Raw genomic sequence first — 18,846 nt, forward strand, 5'->3', positions numbered from 1 at the left:
GGGATCGGGTGGCATAACGGCCTGGATTATTCGTCTGAATCCTTGGCTCATCTTGCCGAGGAACAGCGAGATATGCCCGCCCTCTAGAGAGGTTCCCTATCAGGTTGAACCGCTCCGGTCCTCGCGACCGGCCGTTCCACTCGGCGCACTGTGTTGCGCCATGGGCGCAACCTACAGCTATCAGCTCAATGCAGGGCGAAGGTGATGTGTGCCGACGATCGTAGGTTGCGCCCATGGCGCAACTTATCGGATCAGCTATCTCGGCCGGATCGACCTGATCGGGTACAGCTCTAATTGAGGAGGTGGCAGGAAGCAAAGGGCTTGTCGATCCAGGAAACAGCCGATGTCATCGGTGTCGCGCCCAGCACCATGAAAGAAACCTGCGCCGTCCCGGTCACCCCGTCACGCCATCGGCGTAGGCGTTGAATTCGCGGGTCAGGGCGGGGATGCCGCCGGAGCGCAGGGTGGCGGCGAAGTCCGAGCGCTGGACCGCCAGTTGGCTGACGCTGCCGTTCAGCAGGACGTCCACGATGCCCCAGCCGTCTCCCATCCGGCGCACGACATAGGTCAGGACGACGGGGCTGCCCTGCGGGCGCAGCAGGCGGGTTTCCACCAGGGTGGTGTTGCGCGGGCCGCTCCGCTCGCCGGCGATCTCGATGGTCTCGCCGGAGTAGCCGTCGAAGCGGCTGACATACTGGGCGGCGTTGCGGCGGGCGAAGGCACCGAGCAGGGCGCGGCGCTCGGGCTCCGGCGCCCGGTCGTAGCCCGGAACGGCGACGCGGAGCGACGTTTCCAGGTCGAAGCTCTCGCGGATGACACTCTCGAAGTCGCGCAGGCGCGCGGCGGCCGGGACGCCGGACTCGGCGGCGCGCATCAGGGTCAGGATGCCGTCGTTGAGCCGGGTGACCGGGTCGGCCGGCCGGTCCGCATGCGCCGCCCCGGCGGTCAAGACGAGCAGGAGGCAAAGGGCGGTCCGGGTGATGAATGCGATCATCGTCTCATCCGTTCCAGTTGGATCATCAGGGCCGGCAGCAGGATCAGGGCGCAGACGACCGTGGCGAGGATGGCGACCGCGAGCAGGATGCCCATGCTCGAAAGGCCGTGGTGGCGTGATACGGCGAGCGTCGCGAAGGCGGTGCTGGTGGTCAGCGCGGTCAGCAGGACGGCCCTGGGCGTGCTGGTGACCAGCAGATCGACGCCGAAGCGCCGGCCGGGTGCCCGCTCCCCCAGCAGATCCTGCCCGCGCATGACCATATGGATGCTGCTGGACACGCCCAACCCGAACAGCAGCGGGATCACGATGATGTTTGCGAAGTTGAACGGCATTCCCAGCAGGACCGAGGCCGCGAGGGTGTAGATCGACGCGACGACCAGCGGCGCCAGGATCAGCGCGATCCCCGTGGCGCTGCGCTGGACCACGATCAGCAGCAGCACGATCGCGCCGAGCGTCACCGCGACCGCCTGACCGAAGGAAGCCAGGATGATCCGGCTGGCCTCCGTGACCGTCACGGGAGCGCCGATGGCGGTCGGTTCGGCCGCCAGGATCGGTCGCGCGAAGTCCGCCATGGCCCTGCTGTCGGAGATGTCCCGGTCGGGCAGGACCTCGATCCGCGCCCGCCCGTCATCGGCGATCCAGCGGCGCGCCAGCGAGGGCGGCAGGTCCTCCAGCGTGGCGGGCCGCTCGACCTCCAGCCCCAGGGCCAGCCTGTCGAGGAGGGCGGGCAGGCCGCGGGTCAGGGCATGGTCCAGGGCGGCCGCCGTCCCCGGTTCCGCCGGCAATCGCGCGACCGCCTCGGCGAGGCGGCGGACCCCGGGCTGGTCCCCGTGCTGCGCGAGGATTGCCCGCAGGCGTTCCAGCGCCCCGGCCGGATCCCCGGGAGGAGGAGTGCCCGCGGCCGAGAGGCTGGGCGCGAGGATCAGGGCGAGGTCGCCGATGGCCGCCAGCTTCTCGTCCTGCCTCGACGGAACGTAGCTGGACGCGGTCCGGACCTGGCCGACACCGGGCAGGCCACGCAGCCGTTCGGCGGCGGCGTCGGCGGACGCGAGGTCGGCCGCCAGGATGTTGACGCCATAGGGCGAGGTGTCGGGGGAGTTCGCCAGATCGCGGTAGGTCTGCACCGCCTCGGTCGTCTCGTCCTGGAGGTTCAGCGGGTTGGCATCGAGCCGGGCCTGCGGCAGCAGAGCGGCGGCGGCCAGAAAGGCCAAGCCGCCGGCGATCAGGATCGCTCGGCTGTTGCGGTCGATCCAATCGGCGAAGGCGACGTTCTCGCGGACCTCCGCCCGGGTGCCCGGACCCGGTCGCAGCAGCGTCAGCAGAGCGGGAAGCACCGTCACGCTGGAGAACAGCGCGACGCCCATGCCCAGGCCCGAGATGATGCCGAACTCCGCAAGGCCCCTGTAGTCGGTCGGCACGAACGACACGAACCCGATGGCGGCACAGACAGCGCTGAGCGTCAGCGCGGGGCCGACCGCGGCGGTGGCGCGCTCGGCGGCGAGCCGCGCCGGCGTGCCGCCCGCGACCAGTTCCTCCTGATAACGAAGGCCGAGATGGCCGCCGAAATCGTCGCCCAGCCCGAAGAACATCACGGCGAAGGTCACGGAGATCAGGTTGAGCTGTCCGACGGTCAGGGCCGCCAGCCCCGAGGTCCAGAGCAGGCCGATCACCAGCGTCACGAGGATGGCGCCGATCATCCGGGCGGAGCGGATACCGACGATCAGCACCAGCGAGACGAGGATGAAGGACAGCACGCTGGCGAGCGTCGCGCCGGCCGCGACCGTGTCCAGTTCGGTCTGGCGCAGCGCCACCGTCCCCGTCACCCGTGCGGTGACGCCCTGGCCGGCCTCCTCCCGCTGCAGGTCCGCCAGGGCGGCGCGCACCGCGTCCAGGGCGGGACGGCCGCGCGCCAGGGTGGCATTGTCCACCACCGGCCGCACGAGCACGAAGCGCCGGTTGCCGAGCCTGTCCAGGCCGGCGCCCGCGACCAGCCCGGTCCACGACAGATGGGCCGGCTGCCCCTGGGCCACCTGTTCCGTGGCGGCGGCCAGGGCGTCCAGCAGACGGCCCAGCTCGGCCGGCGTGCCTTCGTCGGCATGCCCAAGGACGAGATCCAGCATGTCGGCGATCCCGCCCAGCGACGGATCGGCGCTCAGCAGGCCGAGCGCGGCCTGGGCGCCGGCCAGGCGGGTGACCAGGTCCTGGAGGGCTTCGGGTTCGAGGAAAAGCAGGCCGTAGCGGTCGAAATAGGGATCGGCGGACGGCACCTCGACCCCGTGCAGGACATCGGTCCGCCGCCGCAGGAGATCCGCGAGCCGAAGCGCCGCGGCATCCGCCCGCTCCGGCCCGTCCGCATCGATGACCACGACGATCTGGTCGTCGATGAAGGGAAAGGCCTTGCGGTAGGTTTCGGTATGCTGCCGGAACGGAACGTCCGGGGAGATCATGTCCGTCGTGCTGGTGTTGATGCCCAGATGGGTCGAGGCGTACCAGCCGGCCGCCCCCGCGAGCAGGAGGGAGAGCAGGACGGTGACCGCCGGCCGGCGGCAGACGAGTCCTACCCAGCGTTCCAGCACATGGCGGCCGAAGGTCTGCAATCGTCCTGCTCGCACGAACTCGCTCCAGACAGGGAAATGGCGGGGCCGGGATCACGACGTGAAGATGCCGTCCACGGGTGCGTAAACAAGCCGATGCGGCGGAGTGCCCCGGAGATGGGCGGGATCAGAACTTGTGGGGGCCGAGGCGGATCGTGCCACCCCGCCGGGAGGAGGACCAGCGGTATTGCGGGTCGTTGTCGATCAGGGCCGAATGGTCGCTCAGCCGGTTGCGCTCCAGCCAGCCGACCGCCGCCTCCAGCTCGGCCAGCGTCATTTCGGCGCGGCTCTTCCCCAGCACCCGCTTCAGGATCGCGTTGTAGGCATGATAGCCGGAGTTGCGGCGGATCAGGTGGGCGTCCTCGTCCTCGATCACCTGGGCGGCGACCATCTGCCCGATGCGCTGGCGCAGCCGGTGCTCGGCGATCGACGGCGGTTCGAGCAGCGGCAGGCCGGGCTGGGCCTGGAGGCCGTCCGCCGGCGTCGAAGGGGCGGGCGAGCCGAAATCGGGGCCCGGCGCCACGGTGTCGAACCGAAGCGCGGTCGCGTTGGAGTGCAGCGGCGTGATCGCGGGCGCGCGCTCGCGGTCGATGCCGTCGAGCGGCAAGGCGTGCTGGGCGCGGCGCTTCGGCACTCGCGCCTTGGTGCCCTGTTCCGTCTCGATCTGGTGGCGGAAGCTGCGGAACATCGGGTCGTCGGGGTGGTAGACCAGGGCGGACTGGCCGTCATAGTCGCCGGCATGGGGATCAACCCGCGTCGCGCGGGCGATCATCTGCTCCAGCCAGGGCCGCGACCGGATGTGGGTCAGGCAGGCGATGTGGGTGATCTCGGGGCAGTCCATGCCCTCGTACGCCATCGAGACCGTCACCAGGATGGCCGGAAAAGGGCGCATGCGGAACTCCGCGATGGCTTCCTGGGAGTCCGCGACGTCGCTCATGGCGGCGCGGACCATGATCTCCCGCAGGTCCTGCGGGAACCGGGATCGCAGGCTCTCGACATAGCGCCACGCGGTGGCCTGGTCGGGGGCGACGACCAGCAGCTTGCCGAGCCCCCGGACATCGTCGCCCGGCCGGGCGCCCAGGGTTTTCCGGCGGGCCGCGCGATGGTCGCGGCAGGCCCGGTAGGCGACTCGCAGCAGGGCATCCGCGAACTCCGTCCGCAGGACCGTGAAGAGCGCGTCGTGGGCCAGTTCCCCGGACTGTGAAAGCGATTCGACCGTGCGTTGCTGGGATAGCGGGTCGCGCCATTCCGCATCGCCGTCCAGGGCGCCGAACGTGACGGGCAGGACGGCGCGTTCCGCCAGGGCCTGCCGGCGGCTGTAACCGACGATCGCCCAGCTTTCCGCGTTGAAGTCGATTTCGCGCGTCCGCCGTGCCCCCTGAGGCTGTTTGTACGGCAACCAGAGGATCGCCTTGCCGTCCGTCCTCTGCAAGGTGCCGGACATTAGGAGCCGTACCGCGGACAGTTCCAGCAGCGGCAGGATGCTGTGGCTCCAGGCGGTTTCGTCGGCGGCGTTGGTCAGGTTGTCGAGGTCCGACAGGGCCGGCAGATGGTGAAGCTCGTCGATCGCCAGCAGGTATCGATGTCGCTGGAACTCGGCCAAGTGAAGTTCGGGCGCCGCCGCGACCGCCTGGTAGGTGGTGACATAACCCTGCAGGCCGCGGCAGGGGTCGGGAGAATTCTCGGCCGCCCTCACGGTCAGGGTGTGACCGAGAGCCGTACGCCATACCGGGTCGATGAACGCCTCCTCCGCCTGAAGCCGGAGGCTGTCGCGCGGGACGATCCAGCAGACCCGGTCGGCGACGCCCGCCTCGATCAGGCGGGCCGCCGCGATGACCGGCAGCAGGCTCTTTCCGCCGCCCGGCGTGACGGCCGCGAGTATGTCGCGCACATCGGTCTGCCGCCCGGCGATAGCGCGGACAATGTTGCTGACCATTTCCTGGTGACGGCGGAAGGGCCGGGTCATGCGCTTAGGACTGGCTCCCGGAAGGCGAGGGCAGGCTGCAACATACCATGAACATGGTATTATTCAAGGTTGCGGTACACCACCTGTTGTAGGTAGGTGGCAAGGAGTACGGGACGCTGCGGCACATGGCGGTATTCCACCTGTTGAGGGTGGTACGTCACACCACGCGCGCAAAAGGTTCATGGATCCCTACATCACCCTGCTGACCGGCCTTGGGCTTGTCATCCTCGGCATAGCCTGGCTGCCGATGCTGCTCCGGGACCTGCCCCTGTCGCTGCCGATCTTCTGCGTGCTGCTCGGGCTGGGGCTCTTCATCGCTCCCGGAGTGGGACCGGACCCGGATTTCATCATCCAGTCCGGCTTCATCGAGCGGATCACCGAACTGGTGGTGATCATCGCCCTGCTCGGCGCCGGACTGAAACTGGACCGGCGGGTCGGGTGGAGGCGGTGGCGGACGACCTGGCTGCTGCTCGCGGTCACCATGCCGCTGTCGATCGCCGGCATCGCGCTGGTCGGCGTCTGGACCCTGGGCCTGTCCCTGCCTGCCGCCATCCTGCTGGGGGCGGTGCTGGCTCCGACCGATCCGGTGCTGGCATCCGACATCCAGGTCGGTCCGCCCCGGTCCGGCGGGGAGGACGAGGTGCGCTTCAGCCTGACCTCGGAGGCGGGGCTGAACGACGGGCTGGCCTTCCCCTTCACGCATCTCGCGGTCGCCATGGCCGCCGCCTCCGCCGCGGGCAGCACCGCCCCGGGCTGGTGGACGGTGGAGTGGTTCCTCGACGCCGTCCTGTGGAAGCTGGCGGTCGGCGTGGCGGTCGGGTGGGCGGTCGGCCGGTTCCTGGGATTCCTGGTGTTTCGGCTGCCGGACCAAGCACGGATCGCCGACACGCGGGAAGGGCTGGCCGCGCTGGGCATCACGCTGGTGTCATACGGCGTGACCGAACTGGTTCACGGCTACGGGTTCCTGGCGGTCTTCGTCGCCGCCACGACGCTTCGCCATACCGAACGGTCCCACGATTACAACGAGGCGCTGCACACTTTCTCGGAGCAGATCGAGAAGCTGCTGATGATGGTCGTGCTGGTCCTGTTCGGCGGGGCCATCGCCGGAGGGCTGCTCAGCTCCCTGACCTGGAGCGCCGTGCTTGCCGGGCTGGCCTTCCTGTTCGTGATCCGGCCCGTGGCGGGCATGATCGGCCTTGCCGGAACACGCCTGCCCTGGTCCGAGCGCGCCGTGATCGGGTTCTTCGGCATCCGGGGCATCGGGTCGTTCTATTACCTCGCCTATGCGGTGAACCACACCGAACTCGCCGAGCAGCATGTGCTGTGGGCGGTGACCGGGTTCGTCGTCGCCGTGTCGATCCTCGTCCACGGCATTTCGGTGACGCCGGTCATGAACCGCCTGGAAGCCCGCTGGCGCCGCCGCGAACCCCGCGATGTCGGGACCGGGGCCGATCCCGACGGGGTATCGATCCGGAGCCCGATGTACGAGGCGGACGACGGGGACGGCGGAAAGGCGGAAGATCGGCAGCGGGACAGGGAGCGGGTGCTCGACGATTGATCCGAGCGCGCCGCTCACCGTACCGGGTGGACGGGTCAGCGCCGCCGGTCGTAGAGCACGCGGCTGCGCAACGTGCCGTCGATGGCCCGCATGTCGGCCAGGATCTCCTGGTCGTCCACCTCGCCGTCGACGTCGAACACGACGTAACCGATGGACGGGTCGGTCTGGAGATACTGGGCCGCCATGTTGAGGCCGCGCGACGCGAAGACCTCGTTCAGCTTCCGCAGCACGCCCGGAACGTTGGCGTGGATATGCAGGAAGCGGACGCCGCCTTCGCGGACGGGCAGCTGGACTTCCGGGAAATTGACGGCGCCCATGGTCGAGCCGTTGTCCGAGTACTCGATCAGCTTGCGCGCCACCTCGTTCCCGATGTTGGCCTGCGCCTCCATCGTCGATCCGCCGATATGCGGGGTCAGGATCACGTTGGGCAGGCCGCGGAGCGGGCTGACGAACTCCTCCGCGTCGCTCGCCGGCTCGACCGGGAAGACGTCGATCGCGGCGCCGCGCAGGTGGCCCGACTTGAGCGCGCCGGCCAGCGCTTCGATGTCGATGATGCTGCCGCGCGCCGCGTTGATCAGGTAGGCGCCCTTCTTCATGGCCCGGATCTGCTCCGGCCCGATCATGTCGCGGGTCTGGGCGGTGTCCGGCACGTGCAGGCTGACCACGTCGGAGAGGGTCAGCAGCTCGTCGAGGGTGCGGCACTGCTGGGCATTGCCCAACGCCAGCTTCTTCTGGATGTCGAAGAAGCGGACGCGCATGCCGAGCGCCTCGGCGATGACCGAGAGCTGCGTGCCGATATGGCCGTAGCCGACGATGCCCAGCACCTTGCCGCGGATCTCGTAGCTGTCCTTGGCCGACTTGACCCAGCCGCCCTCGTGGACGATCCGCGACTTGTCCCAGATCCCGCGCATCAGCATGATGATCTCGCCCATCACCAGTTCGGCGACGCTGCGGGTGTTGCTGTGCGGGGCGTTGAACACGGGTATGCCGAACCGCCGGGCGGTGTTGAGGTCCACCTGGTTGGTGCCGATGCAGAAGCAGCCGATCGCCATCAGCTTGTCGGCCTGGCGCAGCACCGTCTCCGTCAGTTGCGAGCGCGACCGGATCCCGACCATGTGGACGCCGGACAGGCGCTCGATCAGGTCGGCCTCGTCCAGCGCCTTGGGAAGCCGGGTCACGTTGGAGTAGCCATGTTCCGCCAGATCGGCGACGGCATTCTCGTGGATCCCTTCCAGCAGCAGGATCGAGATCTTTTCCTTGGGGAACGACAGTCGGGACATTTCAGTTTCCACGCGATGGACCGGGTCGAGGCGGAAGGGTTGCGCCACGGGCGGGTCATTCTGCTTATTTCAGGCGTCGAATCAAACGGTGGTTGGCTGCTGCGACTCCTGGGCATGGCAGGAGGGCGACTTGGGCCGGCGGGAAAGGATTTGTTGAGGGATCGGGCCGATACTTCGGGGATGGTGGGCATCCCGCGGCACCTGATGTCGAGAACGACATGATCAAGATTGAGATAACCCTCAGCACGGCCAAGCTGAACGCGGATCGACACCGGGACGACCAGCTCGATCCCCTGGACTACGCTCAGAAGCTCGCCGTCCATCTGCAGCCCCGGCTCGACCATGTGGTGGTGAAGACGACCGCGTTCGGCCGCGACCACAACATCGATATCGTCCTTCCGGAAAAGGCGGCGAACCACCTGGACATGACCGATATCCTGGCGCGCCGCATCGCGGAAGCCGTGCGGGCCTTCCACGCGACGGCGCCGGACCATGTGCTGCGGCTGCCGAAGCGCCGCTTCTTCAGCGTCGGATAGGGCTGGCTCAGCGGTCGGCGTCGGCCAGGGCGACGACCCGCTCCGCCGGGAAGCGGCAGGATACCCGGGTTCCCGAACCGACCTCGCTGACCAAGTGCAGCGTCCCGCCGTGGAGCTCCATCAGGCGCTTCGCCAGCGGCAGTCCCAGGCCCGTACCCTCGTACTGGCGGCAGAACCGGCTGTCGACCTGGCCGAACCGTTCCAGGGCGGTCGGGACGTCCTCCGGCGCGATGCCGATCCCCGTGTCGCCGACGGCGATCTCGAAACCGTCGCAGTCCGGTCCCGCGGTGATGCTGATGGAGCCGCCGGACGGCGTGAACTTGACGGCGTTCGACAGCAGGTTCAAGAGGATCTGCCGGACCCGCCGGGCATCTGCCCGGAGCCGGACGCCGGACGGGGGCGGCCGGCAGGAGAGGGTCAGCTCCGCCTTGTCGACCTGCCCGCTGATCATCTGGACGGCGTCGGCCAGCATCCGGTGGACATCCACCGTGTCCTCGACCAGTTCGAGCCGGTTGGCGTCGAGCTTGGAGATGTCGAGCACGTCGTTGATCAGGCTGAGAAGATGGGAGCCGCTGTCCCGGATGATGCCGGAATAGTCGCGGTACCGTTCGTCGCCCAGCGGCCCGTACGCCTCGTTGACCATCAGGTCGGCGAAGCCGATCACCGCGTTCAGCGGCGTGCGCAGCTCGTGGCTCATGGTGGCGAGGAACTGCGATTTCGCCTGACTGGCCGCGGCGGCGGCGTCGAGCGCCACGGTCAGGTCGCGGGCGGTGGACCGCAACTCCCGCTGGGTGGCCTCCAGCTCGGCGACGTAGCGGCGCAGGCGCCGGGCCTCGCGCTCGGCCCGCGATGCCAGGTGCTGGTCGAGGAGGGAGCCGGCGAGGCCGAAGGTGATGATGGTGATCGTCACCGCAGCCACGGCTATGGCCAGGGATCGCGGCGCGATCACGTGGGCCGGCATCGCCGTGGAAGGATCGGGCTCGACCGTGACGCCCAGCATCGCCGTGAAATGCAGGGTGCAGATCGCGCCGGCCAGGGTCAAAGTGCCCAGGCACCGCCGCGCTGCTCCCGGACTGCCGACCAGGCGGAACGCGGCCATGCCGAGGCCGACGCTCAACGCCACCGAGACGGCGACTTCCACGGAACCGTAGGCGAGCCGGGCCGGCGCATGGATCGCCGCCATGCCGACGAAATGCATGGCGGCCACGGCGCCGCCCGTGATCGCGCCGCCCCGCAGGCCACCCGCGCGCCGGGACAGCGCGAGGGAGAAGCCCATTCCCGTCCCCGTGATCGCGACGATGATCGACAGCAGCGTCAGCTTCAGGTCGTATCCGATCTGGATGCCGGGCAGCCAAGCCAACATGGCGACGAAATGCGTGGCCCACGCGCCGCAACCGGCCACCGAGGCGGCGGCGGCGCACCATGCCCATCGCTGCGGCCATTGGTAACCTGTCCGGGTGCCCGGTCCCGTCTCCGCGGCGGCGCGGGCATGGTCCAGCAGGGTGAGCGCTGTATAGCAGGAGAAGAGCGAGATAAGGCCGGCAAGGATCACCAGATAGGGATCATGACCCATCGCCATGACGCCCTGGCCTGGAGGATGGCTCGACAGAAGCGCTGAAGTCATGCTGGAGAGTATCGCCAAGAGGAAATCCGGTGCCGCGCCACCTCGGGCCGGGACGATGGACGCCCCGACAGTCGATGCGGCATCAGATTGACCTGATAGAGGCGATAAATTCGTTAACGGTACGTTCCATTTCCGTCGCCTCGCCGCCCAGCCGTTCGGCGGCCCGCTGCAGTTCGCGGGCGACCGTCTCCGTCTCGCGGGCGTGGTCGCTGACCATCGCGATGTCGCTGCCGATGCGGTCGACGCTGCCCGAGACGTTCTGGGTGGTCCGGGCGATCTCGCGCGTGGCGCTGCGCTGCTGCTCGACGGCTCCGGCGACCGACCCGGTCGCGACGTCCATCTGCTCAATGATCGAGGAGATGCCCCGGATCGCTTCGGTCGCGTTCAGGGTCTCGTGGCGGATGCCGTCGATCCGGGCGGAGATCTCCTCCGTCGCGCGGGCCGCCTGCGAGGCCAGGTTCTTCACCTCGTTGGCGACGACGGCGAAACCCTTGCCGGCCTCGCCGGCCCGCGCCGCCTCGATCGTGGCGTTGAGCGCCAGCAGATTGGTCTGTTCGGAGATGTCGCGGATCAGCAGCACCACGTCGCCGACCCCCTGGGCCACCCTGACCAAGCTTTCCAGGTCGGCGCGGACCCGGTCCGCCTCGGTCACGCTGCGGCGGGCGAGGCCTGCGGTGGACAGCATGTTTTCGGCGATGCCCGCGATGGACGCGGCCATCTCCTCCGTCGCCGACGCGACCGCCCCCAGGTTGCGCCCCGTCATTCCGGCCTCGTCCGCCACCGTCTCGGACCGCTTCATCGCCTGCTCGGCGACTTCCAGGAGCTGGCGGGCGTCGTCGAGCTGCTGGCGCGACGCGGTGGAGACCTGCTGCGCCAGCGGCAGCAGCCGCCTTTCGCAGGTCTGGGCAAGGTCGCCCAGCACCTGGCGCCGTTCGGAGTCGGCCTGCATGCGGGCGCTTTCCGCCCTGGCCTCGGCCTCGATCCTCCGGCGGGCATTGTCCTTGAAGGAGACCAGCGAGTCGGCCATCTGGCCCAGCTCGCCCTTCTCGCCCTGGTTGGGGATCTCGGTCTCGAGCATGCCGTGGGCGATCGCGTCCATCGCCCCGCTCATGCGCGAGATGCCGCCCGAGACATAGCGGCCGAGGATCAGGGCGAAGGCGAGGGCGGCGGCGATGGCGATCGCCAGGGTCGTCACGATGATCGCGACGGAGTTCCGCTTGCCTTCCTCGGCTGCCGCCAGTCCGGTCTCCGACAGGGACCGCGACTGGCTCGACGCCTCGACGGCGGCGGCGTTCATGTCGCGCGCGAGACGCACCGCGCCGGCCTGGAGGTCGATCTGGGACACGAAGCTCTGTTCGAGGGGGGGCAGCAGGTCGCGCATCCTGGCGATCAGGTCGCTGTCGCCGGTCAGCCGGGCGATCTCGTCGAGATATCCTACGACCCGCGCGAGGGTTCCGGCGATCTCTTCCCGCAGCACCTCCCGCTTGCCGGAAGAAAGGTCGGACAGGGCGAGGGCTATCTGAAGCGCCGCGGTCCGGATCTGCCGGCCGCGGTCGGCGGCGTTCATGGCGTTGGCGAACGCGGACCGGGCCTGGACCGCCCGGGTCTCGGCCGCGGTCCGGATGCCGACATAGCGCTCCTTGGTCGACTCCATGGTCGAGGCGATGCCCCGCGACTGGGCTTCGTCGATCGCGGAGAGCTGGAGCAGTTCGGCGCGGGCGACCGCCATCTGGCGGGTCAGGTCGATCACCTGAAGCGCCAGGGTCTTCATCTCGTCGAGTTCCGGATGGGTGATCACGGGCACCGCCGCGCCATCGTCGATCACCCCGGTGGCGCGGGCGCGCCACGCCCAGGCGGTCAGGTCGCCCGCCTCTGCCCGGATCGACGGTTCCGTGTCGGCGGGCAGGCCGGCATGGATGTCGTCCATCTCCTTCAGCAGGCGGAAGATCACCTCACGGTAGCTCTCGTAACCGGCATAGGCCGCCGAGGTCTCTCCGATCGAGATCGCGTAGGCCTCGATGATCGAGAAGGCGGGGCCGGCATCCTCCGGCGGCATGGCGGACGTCCGTTCGGCGGCGAGGCCGAGCGCTTCCAGCGCGGGCGTGATCTCGCTGCTGTCGGGATGGTTGAGGAAGGCCATCTCGGCGAGCTGGGCCTCGATCACGCCGTCGCGGATCGTCAGGACGAGGTCGGCCATGGTGCTCGCCTGCCGGGCCGCCGTCTCCGCCTCGTCCAGGTCGTTCCCGGCCGCCCGGGCGAGCTTGACCTGGGCGGTTACGATCTGGTCGGACAGCATCCCGAGCTGCTGGACGGACCGCCCGATCGCGGCATCGCCCTGGAGCAGCTTCTCCTGGACGTCGACGAAGGCACGGAACGCCTGCGCGTACCGGTCGGCCGCTGCCTGCTCGGCCATCATGCCGCCCTGGGCGAACTGGTCGATGATCGAGGCCAGCCGCCGCTTCGCTTCGTCCGAAGCCGACAGGTCGCCGCGCAGGGCGCTCCATTCCAGAGCCCTGACTTCCCCCAGCGCGAGGGAAAGCCGGGTCGCCGACGTGCCGTGCTCGACCGAGTCGGCGTAGCGGTAAAGTCCGAGCAATCCCACCACGCCGACCACGGCGACGAGGCCGATGACCGTGAAGTATCCCGCGGCGATGGCGGTCTTGAGCTTCATGATGTCCCTGCGAGGTGGAGGCCCTGGGTGGTGCGGTTCCGCCGGACCGGCACCGCACCACCCAGGCCCGCACCGTGACGTTACGCCCGAAGTGGTAACCAGCAGGCTAAAAGGCAGATAGGATCCGGCCTCTTCGGCCATGAGGCCGCGGTCAGCGGATCGGCTTCTTCCCGATGGTCTCCAGCGCGACCCGCAGCGTGCCGATGCCGGAGTCATAGTCCCAGGCATTGCACGCCTTGTTGCCGTCGCCGCGCATCGTCCGGGCACCGGCCTTCGCGGCGTCGTCGATCTTGGCGGCGGCCAGGCTGTCGTCGAACTGGCTGATCAGCACCTGGCAGGTCACGGCCTTGGCGATCTCCGCCTTCTTCGGCTCGGGCTCGGGTGCCGGCTCCGCGACGGGCACGGGTTCCGCGGACGGGGCGGCATCGCCGGCCTGGGCGAAGGCAGGCCAGCTGCCGGCGGTGACGGCCGTGGCCGCAAGGGCCGCGACGAGGAGTGATGCGAACCTTGCCGGAATTCCTTCGACCGCGGGAATACGGATGGATTTCTTCATGGCGAACCCTCCTGTTGCCGTTTTGTCATGAGAGAAACCGATTGTGGTATTGACTGTCAATCCGCGCGATCGGTGGAAGGAACGCCTGAGCTAACGCGTCACAGGGGCGCCGATTTGCTCGCCTGCGGCAGGCGGACCCGGTGGGCTAACCTTGCCGCGCCATAGAGGAGGTCCCATGGACGGAAACCGGCAACCGAAGCATCACGATGTCCCGGAGATCGACCGCATCGCGAGGCCGCGACCTTGACCGGCGACACGGGAGCCACCGGCCGGAACCCGCCGGCGGGGCATGGCCGCTACGGCTACTCGCCGATCCGGGGGAGGAAACCCTATGACTGGCCGGGAGGGCGGCGCCTGGCGGTCTATGTCGGGCTCAACCTGGAGCATTTCGCTTTCGGCGAGGGGCTGGGGGCGGAACTGGCTCCCGGCGGTCCGCCGCCGGACGTGCTGAACTATGCCTGGCGCGATTACGGGAACCGGGTCGGGGCGTGGCGGATGCTGGACCTGTTCGACCGGCTGGGCTGGCCGGCATCGGTCCTGGTCAACGGCGCGCTCTACGGCTACTGCCCGGAGCTGGTCGCCGCCTTCCGCGAGCGCGGCGACGAGATCGTGGGCCATGGCTGGACCAACGCGGAGCGGCAGGGCACCCTGGACGAAGCCGCCGAGGCGGCCCTGATCGCGGACAGCACGCGGGTCATCGCCCGGCACGAGGGCAGGGCGCCCACGGGCTGGCTCGGACCCTGGATTTCCGAGAGCGGCGTCACGCCGGACCTGCTGGCCGAGCAGGGCTACCGCTATCTCCTGGACTGGTGCATGGACGACCAGCCGGTCTGGATGAACACCCGCGCCGGCCGGCTGCTGGCGGTTCCCTATCCCCAGGAGCTGAACGACATCCCGGCGATCGTCGGGCGCCGCATGGGCGCGCCGGAGTTCGCCGACATGATCGTGGACCAGTTCGACGAAATGCTGGAGCAGTCGGAACAGGGTCCGCTGGTGATGGGCATCGCCCTGCATCCCTATCTGGTCGGCCAGCCCTACCGGCTGCGCCACCTGCGCCGGGCACTGTCCCATATCGAGGCGCACCGCGACCGCATCTGGCTGACCACGGCCGGCGCCATCGCCGAACACTGCCGCGGCCTGCCGGAGGGGGTGGTCCCGTGACGGCTGTTCCAGCCTGGATCAGCCGGGCAGCCAGGTCTTGCCGCGAGGCTTGGCGAAGGGCGACAGGTCGCGCTTCAGGAAGGTGCCGTGGCCGGGTTGGCCGACCACGGCCCCATCCTCCACGACGATGCCGCCGCGCACGATCACGGTGGTCGGCCAGCCGGTGATCTCCATGCCCTCGTAGGGGGTGTAGTCGGCCCCGTGGTGCAGGTTCTCCTGGCGGATCGGGCGCCGAAGCTCGGGATCCCAGATCGCGATGTCGGCGTCGGCTCCGACCGAGATCGTCCCCTTGCGCCCCGCCAGCCCGTACATCCGGGCGTGGTTGGTGGAAGTGAGCGCCACGAACTGCTGTAGGTCGATCTTCCCCTTCACCACGCCTTCGGAGAACAGGATGGGCAGCCGGGTCTCGATGCCGGGGATGCCGTTGGGCACCCAGCGGAAGGCCGTCCGCTCGCCCTTGCGCTTCTTGCCGGCGGGGCTGTCGTAGCGGAACGGGCAATGGTCGGAGGAGTAGGTCGTGAAGGTGCCGTTGGCCAGCCCCTGCCAGCAGGCGTCCTGGCTTTCCGGATCGCGGGGCGGCGGGCTGCAGACATATTTCGCCCCTTCCATGTTGAGGCCGCGCAGGTCCTCCGCGGTCAGCACGAGATATTGGGGGCAGGTCTCCCCGTAGATCTTCAGGCCGCGCGACTGGGCCCAGCGGATCTGCTCGACCGCGTCGCCGGACGAGACGTGGACGATCATGATCGGCACGTCCACCAGCTCGGCGAAGGTGATGGCCCGGTGGGTCGCCTCGCGCTCGACCGGGGCCGGGCGGGAGGTGCCGTGGAAGTAGGGCTCGGTATGGCCGGCCCGCTCCAGCCGCTCGGTCATGTAGCGGATCGCGTCGTAGTTCTCCGCATGGACCATGACCAGCGCGCCCTCGCGCCGGGCGACGTCGAACACCTCCAGCATCTCACGGTCGTTCAGCTTCAGGTCGTCATAGGTCATGAAGACCTTGAACGAAGTGTAGCCGTCGTTGACCAGGGCCGGCAGGTCCTGGCCCAGCGTCTGCTCGTTGGGATCGGAGACGATCAGGTGAAAGCTGTAGTCGATCAGGCACTTGCCCTCGGCGCGGGCGTGATAGTCGGACACGGCGGCCCGCAGGCTCTGGCCCTTGTGCTGGAGCGCGAACGGAATGACCGTCGTGTTGCCGCCGGCCGCGGCGGAGCGGGTGCCGCTGAGAAAGTCGTCGGCCATCACCGTCTCGTCGCCGGAGGGCTGGTCGATATGGACGTGGCTGTCGATCCCGCCCGGCAGTACGAGGCGCCCGCCGGCGTCGATCTCCCGGCTGCCGGCCGGCAGGCGGTCGGCCAGCGCCGCGATCCGTCCGTCCCGGATGCCGACGTCGCAGCGCGAAGTTTCGGAAGCGGTGACCACCGTGCCCCCGCGGATCACCAGGTCGAAGCTGTCCATGGCGCGTCCCTTTCCGCTCACAGGAGGCCGTCGAGAGCTTCGACCAGCCGGTCGACCTCGTCCACGGTGTTGTAGTGGACCATCGAGACCCGGACGACGCCCTTGGCCGGTGTCAGGCCGAGCCGGTCGATCAGGCGGCGGGCGTAGAAATCGCCGAACCGGATGCCGATGTTGCTGCGGTCGACGCCGGTGACGATCTCGTCCGACTGCCGTCCCCGGGCCACGAAGCTGATGGTCGGGACCCGGAGGGACCGGTCCGCCTTGGCGTGGCCGATGATGCTGACGTCGTTGCGGCCGCGCAGGTAGGAAAGCAGGCGTTCGGCCAGCGCCTCCTCCTGCGCGGCGATCGCGTCGAAGGCGGCCAGAATCTGGCCGCGCCGGTCGGCCCGGGCGCCGGTCCTGCCGCCCAACTCCGCCAGGTAGTCGGCGATGGCGGTGCAGCCGACCGACAGCTCGTAGTTCACGTTGCCCTGCTGGAGCTTGTAGGGCACGACCTCCCGGCCGATGAAGAAATGGTTCAGGCTGGGCAGCGCCAGCAGCTGGTCGTACTTGCCGTACAGCACTGCATGGTGCGGGCCGTATACCTTGTAGAAGCTGAAGACGTAGAAATCGACGTCCCAAGCCGTCACCTCGACCGCCCGGTGCGGCGCGAGCGCCACCGCGTCAACCACGACGCGGGCGCCGCGCTCGTGGACGAAGCGTGTGATCTCGGCGACCGGGTTGATGGTGCCGAGGATGTTGGAGGCATGGGTGAAGCAGACCAGCCGGGTGCGCGGGGTCATCAGCGCGTCCAGGTCGGCGAGGTCCAGTTCCAGGGTCTCCGGATTGACCGCCCAGACCTTGATGACGGCGCCCCGGTCCTTGAGCTTCAGCCAGGGGCCGATATTGGCCTCGTGGTCGGTGTCGGTGACGACGATCTCGTCGCCCGGTTCGATCCCTTCGGCCAGCGCAGCGGCCAGGGTGTACATCAGGGCCGTCGTGGACGGCCCCATCACCACCTCTTCCGGCCGCGAGGCGCCGATCAGCTCGGCGATCACGGCGTGGGCGTCGCGGACCCGCGCGCCGGACCGCTGCGACACGTCGTAGCTGGCCCCGAGCTGCACGTTGCTGGTCAGCAGATAGTCGGAAATCCGGTCCGCGACCCCGCGCAGCGTCTGCGAGCCGCCGGCATTGTCGAAGAACACCCAGTCGCCGGCCAGTGCCGGGAACTGGGAACGGACGTAATCGAGATCGAGGGCGGGCAGCATGCCTCTACACTCCTGTCAGGGGGCCCGCCCGACCGCGATGGGATCGGGCAGGTCGAAGAATTCACAATCGGCGGAGGCGTCGAAGGCCCGGCCCATGACCATGACGAAGTCGGCCGGCCGGTCGAGCGCCACGAGCGGGCAGTGCCAGACGCCGGGTCGGTAGTTGATCGCCTGGTCCCCGGCGGCGAGGAAGGCTTCGGCCCGTTCCGGGACGGGCAATCCGTCCGCGTCGGAGGGCACCGCGACCACGAGGTAGCGCGCCGCGTTCATCGGCACGAAGAGCTGGCTGCTCAGGGGATGGCGCTCCAGCAGGGGAACCGGGTGGGGCAGGACCGAGGCGTCGATGCGGTAGACGGCGATGGTCGGCGCCGTCTCGCCCAGGCTGCGTTCCAGCCGGCCGACGCCGTCGAACCGGTCGGCGCGCCCGTCGTTCACCCGGCTGACGGTGCCCAGCCCGGCCTGGATCACCTCGCCGAACGGAGCGAATGCGGCGGGATCCAGCGGGCGGGCGGCGATCGGGATGCCGCTCACCGGCTTTTCCCGATGGCGAAGCGCTTCTCCAACGTGCCGACGATCCGCACCAGCGGCAGCAGCAGCAGAAGATATATCACGGCGGCACCGATCAGCGGCGTGGGGTTCGCGGCGAGGGCCTGCGCCTGGGTCGCCTGCTTCAGCAGGTCCGGCATGGCGACGACCGAGGCCAGGGCGGTGTCCTTCATCACGTTGATGCAGTTGTTGGTGATCGGCGGAATGACCAGCCGGAAAGCCTGGGGCAGCACGACGTACCACATCATGCCCCAGTACTTGAGCCCGAGCGCCTGGCTCGCCTCGAACTGGCCGCGCGGCACCGCCTGGATGCCGGCGCGGAAGATCTCCGCCGCGTAGGCGCAACTGACCAGCGACAGGGCCGACGTGGCCGCCGCGAAGGGCGACAGGCGCAGCCCGACGAAGGGCAGGGCGTAATAGATCACCACCAGCAGGACGAGGATCGGGATCGCGCGGAACAGGTCGATATAGGCGACCGCCAGGGCCGCCAGCGGCCTCGGCCCGTACATCCTGAGCAACGCCATGAACAGGCCGGCGACCAGACCGATCACGATGCTGGTGACGCCCAGGCTGAGCGTGGTGCCCAGCCCGAGCAGCAGCAGGGGGAGCGAGCTTTGCAGCACGCTCCAGTTAAAGAAGGTATCGACGATGTCCATGCGTCAGG

14 protein-coding genes are annotated in these 18,846 nt (G+C 69.0%); 3 read left to right on the plus strand and 11 right to left on the minus strand.

What is annotated here, in order from left to right; genetic code table 11:
* Positions 1 to 394 precede the first annotated feature (394 nt).
* The 3 genes from JL101_RS10360 to JL101_RS10370 form a co-directional block, all read right to left on the minus strand.
* A complete protein-coding gene (locus JL101_RS10360; RefSeq protein WP_203099043.1) occupies positions 395 to 994 on the minus strand; it encodes an ABC transporter substrate-binding protein in 600 nt (199 codons plus the stop codon).
* Positions 991 to 3,591 (minus strand): MMPL family transporter, encoded by a 2,601-nt coding sequence (locus JL101_RS10365; RefSeq protein WP_211111209.1) that lies wholly within the window; start codon positions 3,589 to 3,591, stop codon positions 991 to 993. The genes JL101_RS10360 and JL101_RS10365 overlap by 4 nt, the downstream gene beginning before the upstream one ends.
* Positions 3,592 to 3,715: 124 nt before the next feature.
* On the minus strand, positions 3,716 to 5,554 hold the full coding sequence (locus JL101_RS10370; protein ID WP_203099041.1) for a DEAD/DEAH box helicase: 1,839 nt from the start codon (positions 5,552 to 5,554) through the stop codon (positions 3,716 to 3,718).
* A gap of 181 nt (positions 5,555 to 5,735) precedes the next feature.
* Here JL101_RS10370 and JL101_RS10375 point away from each other — a divergent pair, with 181 nt between their 5' ends.
* On the plus strand, positions 5,736 to 7,112 hold the full coding sequence (locus JL101_RS10375; RefSeq protein ID WP_203099040.1) for a cation:proton antiporter: 1,377 nt from the start codon (positions 5,736 to 5,738) through the stop codon (positions 7,110 to 7,112).
* A 35-nt stretch (positions 7,113 to 7,147) separates the two neighbouring features.
* Here the strand turns inward: JL101_RS10375 and serA are convergent, their stop codons facing one another.
* Positions 7,148 to 8,392, minus strand: coding sequence for a phosphoglycerate dehydrogenase (gene serA / locus JL101_RS10380; protein WP_203099039.1), 1,245 nt, complete (start codon positions 8,390 to 8,392; stop codon positions 7,148 to 7,150).
* Between the two features lie 218 nt (positions 8,393 to 8,610).
* Here serA and JL101_RS10385 point away from each other — a divergent pair, with 218 nt between their 5' ends.
* Positions 8,611 to 8,928, plus strand: coding sequence for a hypothetical protein (locus tag JL101_RS10385; protein ID WP_203099038.1), 318 nt, complete (start codon positions 8,611 to 8,613; stop codon positions 8,926 to 8,928).
* A 7-nt stretch (positions 8,929 to 8,935) separates the two neighbouring features.
* Here JL101_RS10385 and JL101_RS10390 read toward each other — a convergent pair whose 3' ends face one another.
* From JL101_RS10390 to JL101_RS10400, 3 genes are all read right to left on the minus strand, one after another.
* Positions 8,936 to 10,552, minus strand: a complete 1,617-nt coding sequence (locus JL101_RS10390; RefSeq protein ID WP_203099037.1) for a sensor histidine kinase — start codon at positions 10,550 to 10,552, stop codon at positions 8,936 to 8,938.
* 82 nt (positions 10,553 to 10,634) lie between these two features.
* Positions 10,635 to 13,223, minus strand: a complete 2,589-nt coding sequence (locus tag JL101_RS10395) for a methyl-accepting chemotaxis protein (RefSeq protein WP_203099036.1) — start codon at positions 13,221 to 13,223, stop codon at positions 10,635 to 10,637.
* 151 nt (positions 13,224 to 13,374) lie between these two features.
* On the minus strand, positions 13,375 to 13,776 hold the full coding sequence (locus JL101_RS10400; protein WP_203099035.1) for a hypothetical protein: 402 nt from the start codon (positions 13,774 to 13,776) through the stop codon (positions 13,375 to 13,377).
* 243 nt (positions 13,777 to 14,019) lie between these two features.
* Between JL101_RS10400 and JL101_RS10405 the strand changes: the two genes are divergently transcribed.
* Positions 14,020 to 14,937: a polysaccharide deacetylase family protein gene (locus JL101_RS10405; RefSeq protein WP_203099034.1), complete on the plus strand. Its 918-nt coding sequence runs from the start codon at positions 14,020 to 14,022 to the stop codon at positions 14,935 to 14,937.
* An 18-nt stretch (positions 14,938 to 14,955) separates the two neighbouring features.
* On the opposite strand, the gene hydA is transcribed toward JL101_RS10405, so the two are convergent.
* The 4 genes from hydA to JL101_RS10425 are packed head-to-tail and all read right to left on the minus strand — an operon-like array spanning position 14,956 to position 18,838.
* On the minus strand, positions 14,956 to 16,389 hold the full coding sequence (gene hydA, locus JL101_RS10410; RefSeq protein ID WP_203099033.1) for a dihydropyrimidinase: 1,434 nt from the start codon (positions 16,387 to 16,389) through the stop codon (positions 14,956 to 14,958).
* A 17-nt stretch (positions 16,390 to 16,406) separates the two neighbouring features.
* Positions 16,407 to 17,636: a cysteine desulfurase-like protein gene (locus JL101_RS10415; RefSeq protein ID WP_203099032.1), complete on the minus strand. Its 1,230-nt coding sequence runs from the start codon at positions 17,634 to 17,636 to the stop codon at positions 16,407 to 16,409.
* A gap of 15 nt (positions 17,637 to 17,651) precedes the next feature.
* Positions 17,652 to 18,167, minus strand: a complete 516-nt coding sequence (locus JL101_RS10420; RefSeq protein ID WP_203099031.1) for an ureidoglycolate lyase — start codon at positions 18,165 to 18,167, stop codon at positions 17,652 to 17,654.
* Positions 18,164 to 18,838, minus strand: a complete 675-nt coding sequence (locus tag JL101_RS10425) for an amino acid ABC transporter permease (RefSeq protein WP_203099030.1) — start codon at positions 18,836 to 18,838, stop codon at positions 18,164 to 18,166. The genes JL101_RS10420 and JL101_RS10425 overlap by 4 nt, the downstream gene beginning before the upstream one ends.
* Between the last annotated feature and the right edge of the window lie 8 nt (positions 18,839 to 18,846).

Origin of the sequence: Skermanella rosea (genome assembly GCF_016806835.2) — a bacterium.
Lineage (GTDB): Bacteria > Pseudomonadota > Alphaproteobacteria > Azospirillales > Azospirillaceae > Skermanella > Skermanella rosea.

Coding starts and splice junctions, on each gene's coding strand:
- JL101_RS10415 (WP_203099032.1), bottom strand. CDS start 17,636: ATGCTGCCCGCCCTCGATCTCGATTACGTCCGTTCCCAGTTCCCGGCA.
- hydA (WP_203099033.1), bottom strand. CDS start 16,389: ATGGACAGCTTCGACCTGGTGATCCGCGGGGGCACGGTGGTCACCGCT.
- JL101_RS10400 (WP_203099035.1), bottom strand. CDS start 13,776: ATGAAGAAATCCATCCGTATTCCCGCGGTCGAAGGAATTCCGGCAAGG.
- JL101_RS10370 (WP_203099041.1), bottom strand. CDS start 5,554: ATGACCCGGCCCTTCCGCCGTCACCAGGAAATGGTCAGCAACATTGTC.
- JL101_RS10375 (WP_203099040.1), top strand. CDS start 5,736: ATGGATCCCTACATCACCCTGCTGACCGGCCTTGGGCTTGTCATCCTC.
- JL101_RS10425 (WP_203099030.1), bottom strand. CDS start 18,838: ATGGACATCGTCGATACCTTCTTTAACTGGAGCGTGCTGCAAAGCTCG.
- JL101_RS10395 (WP_203099036.1), bottom strand. CDS start 13,223: ATGAAGCTCAAGACCGCCATCGCCGCGGGATACTTCACGGTCATCGGC.
- JL101_RS10360 (WP_203099043.1), bottom strand. CDS start 994: ATGATCGCATTCATCACCCGGACCGCCCTTTGCCTCCTGCTCGTCTTG.
- serA (WP_203099039.1), bottom strand. CDS start 8,392: ATGTCCCGACTGTCGTTCCCCAAGGAAAAGATCTCGATCCTGCTGCTG.
- JL101_RS10390 (WP_203099037.1), bottom strand. CDS start 10,552: ATGACTTCAGCGCTTCTGTCGAGCCATCCTCCAGGCCAGGGCGTCATG.
- JL101_RS10385 (WP_203099038.1), top strand. CDS start 8,611: ATGATCAAGATTGAGATAACCCTCAGCACGGCCAAGCTGAACGCGGAT.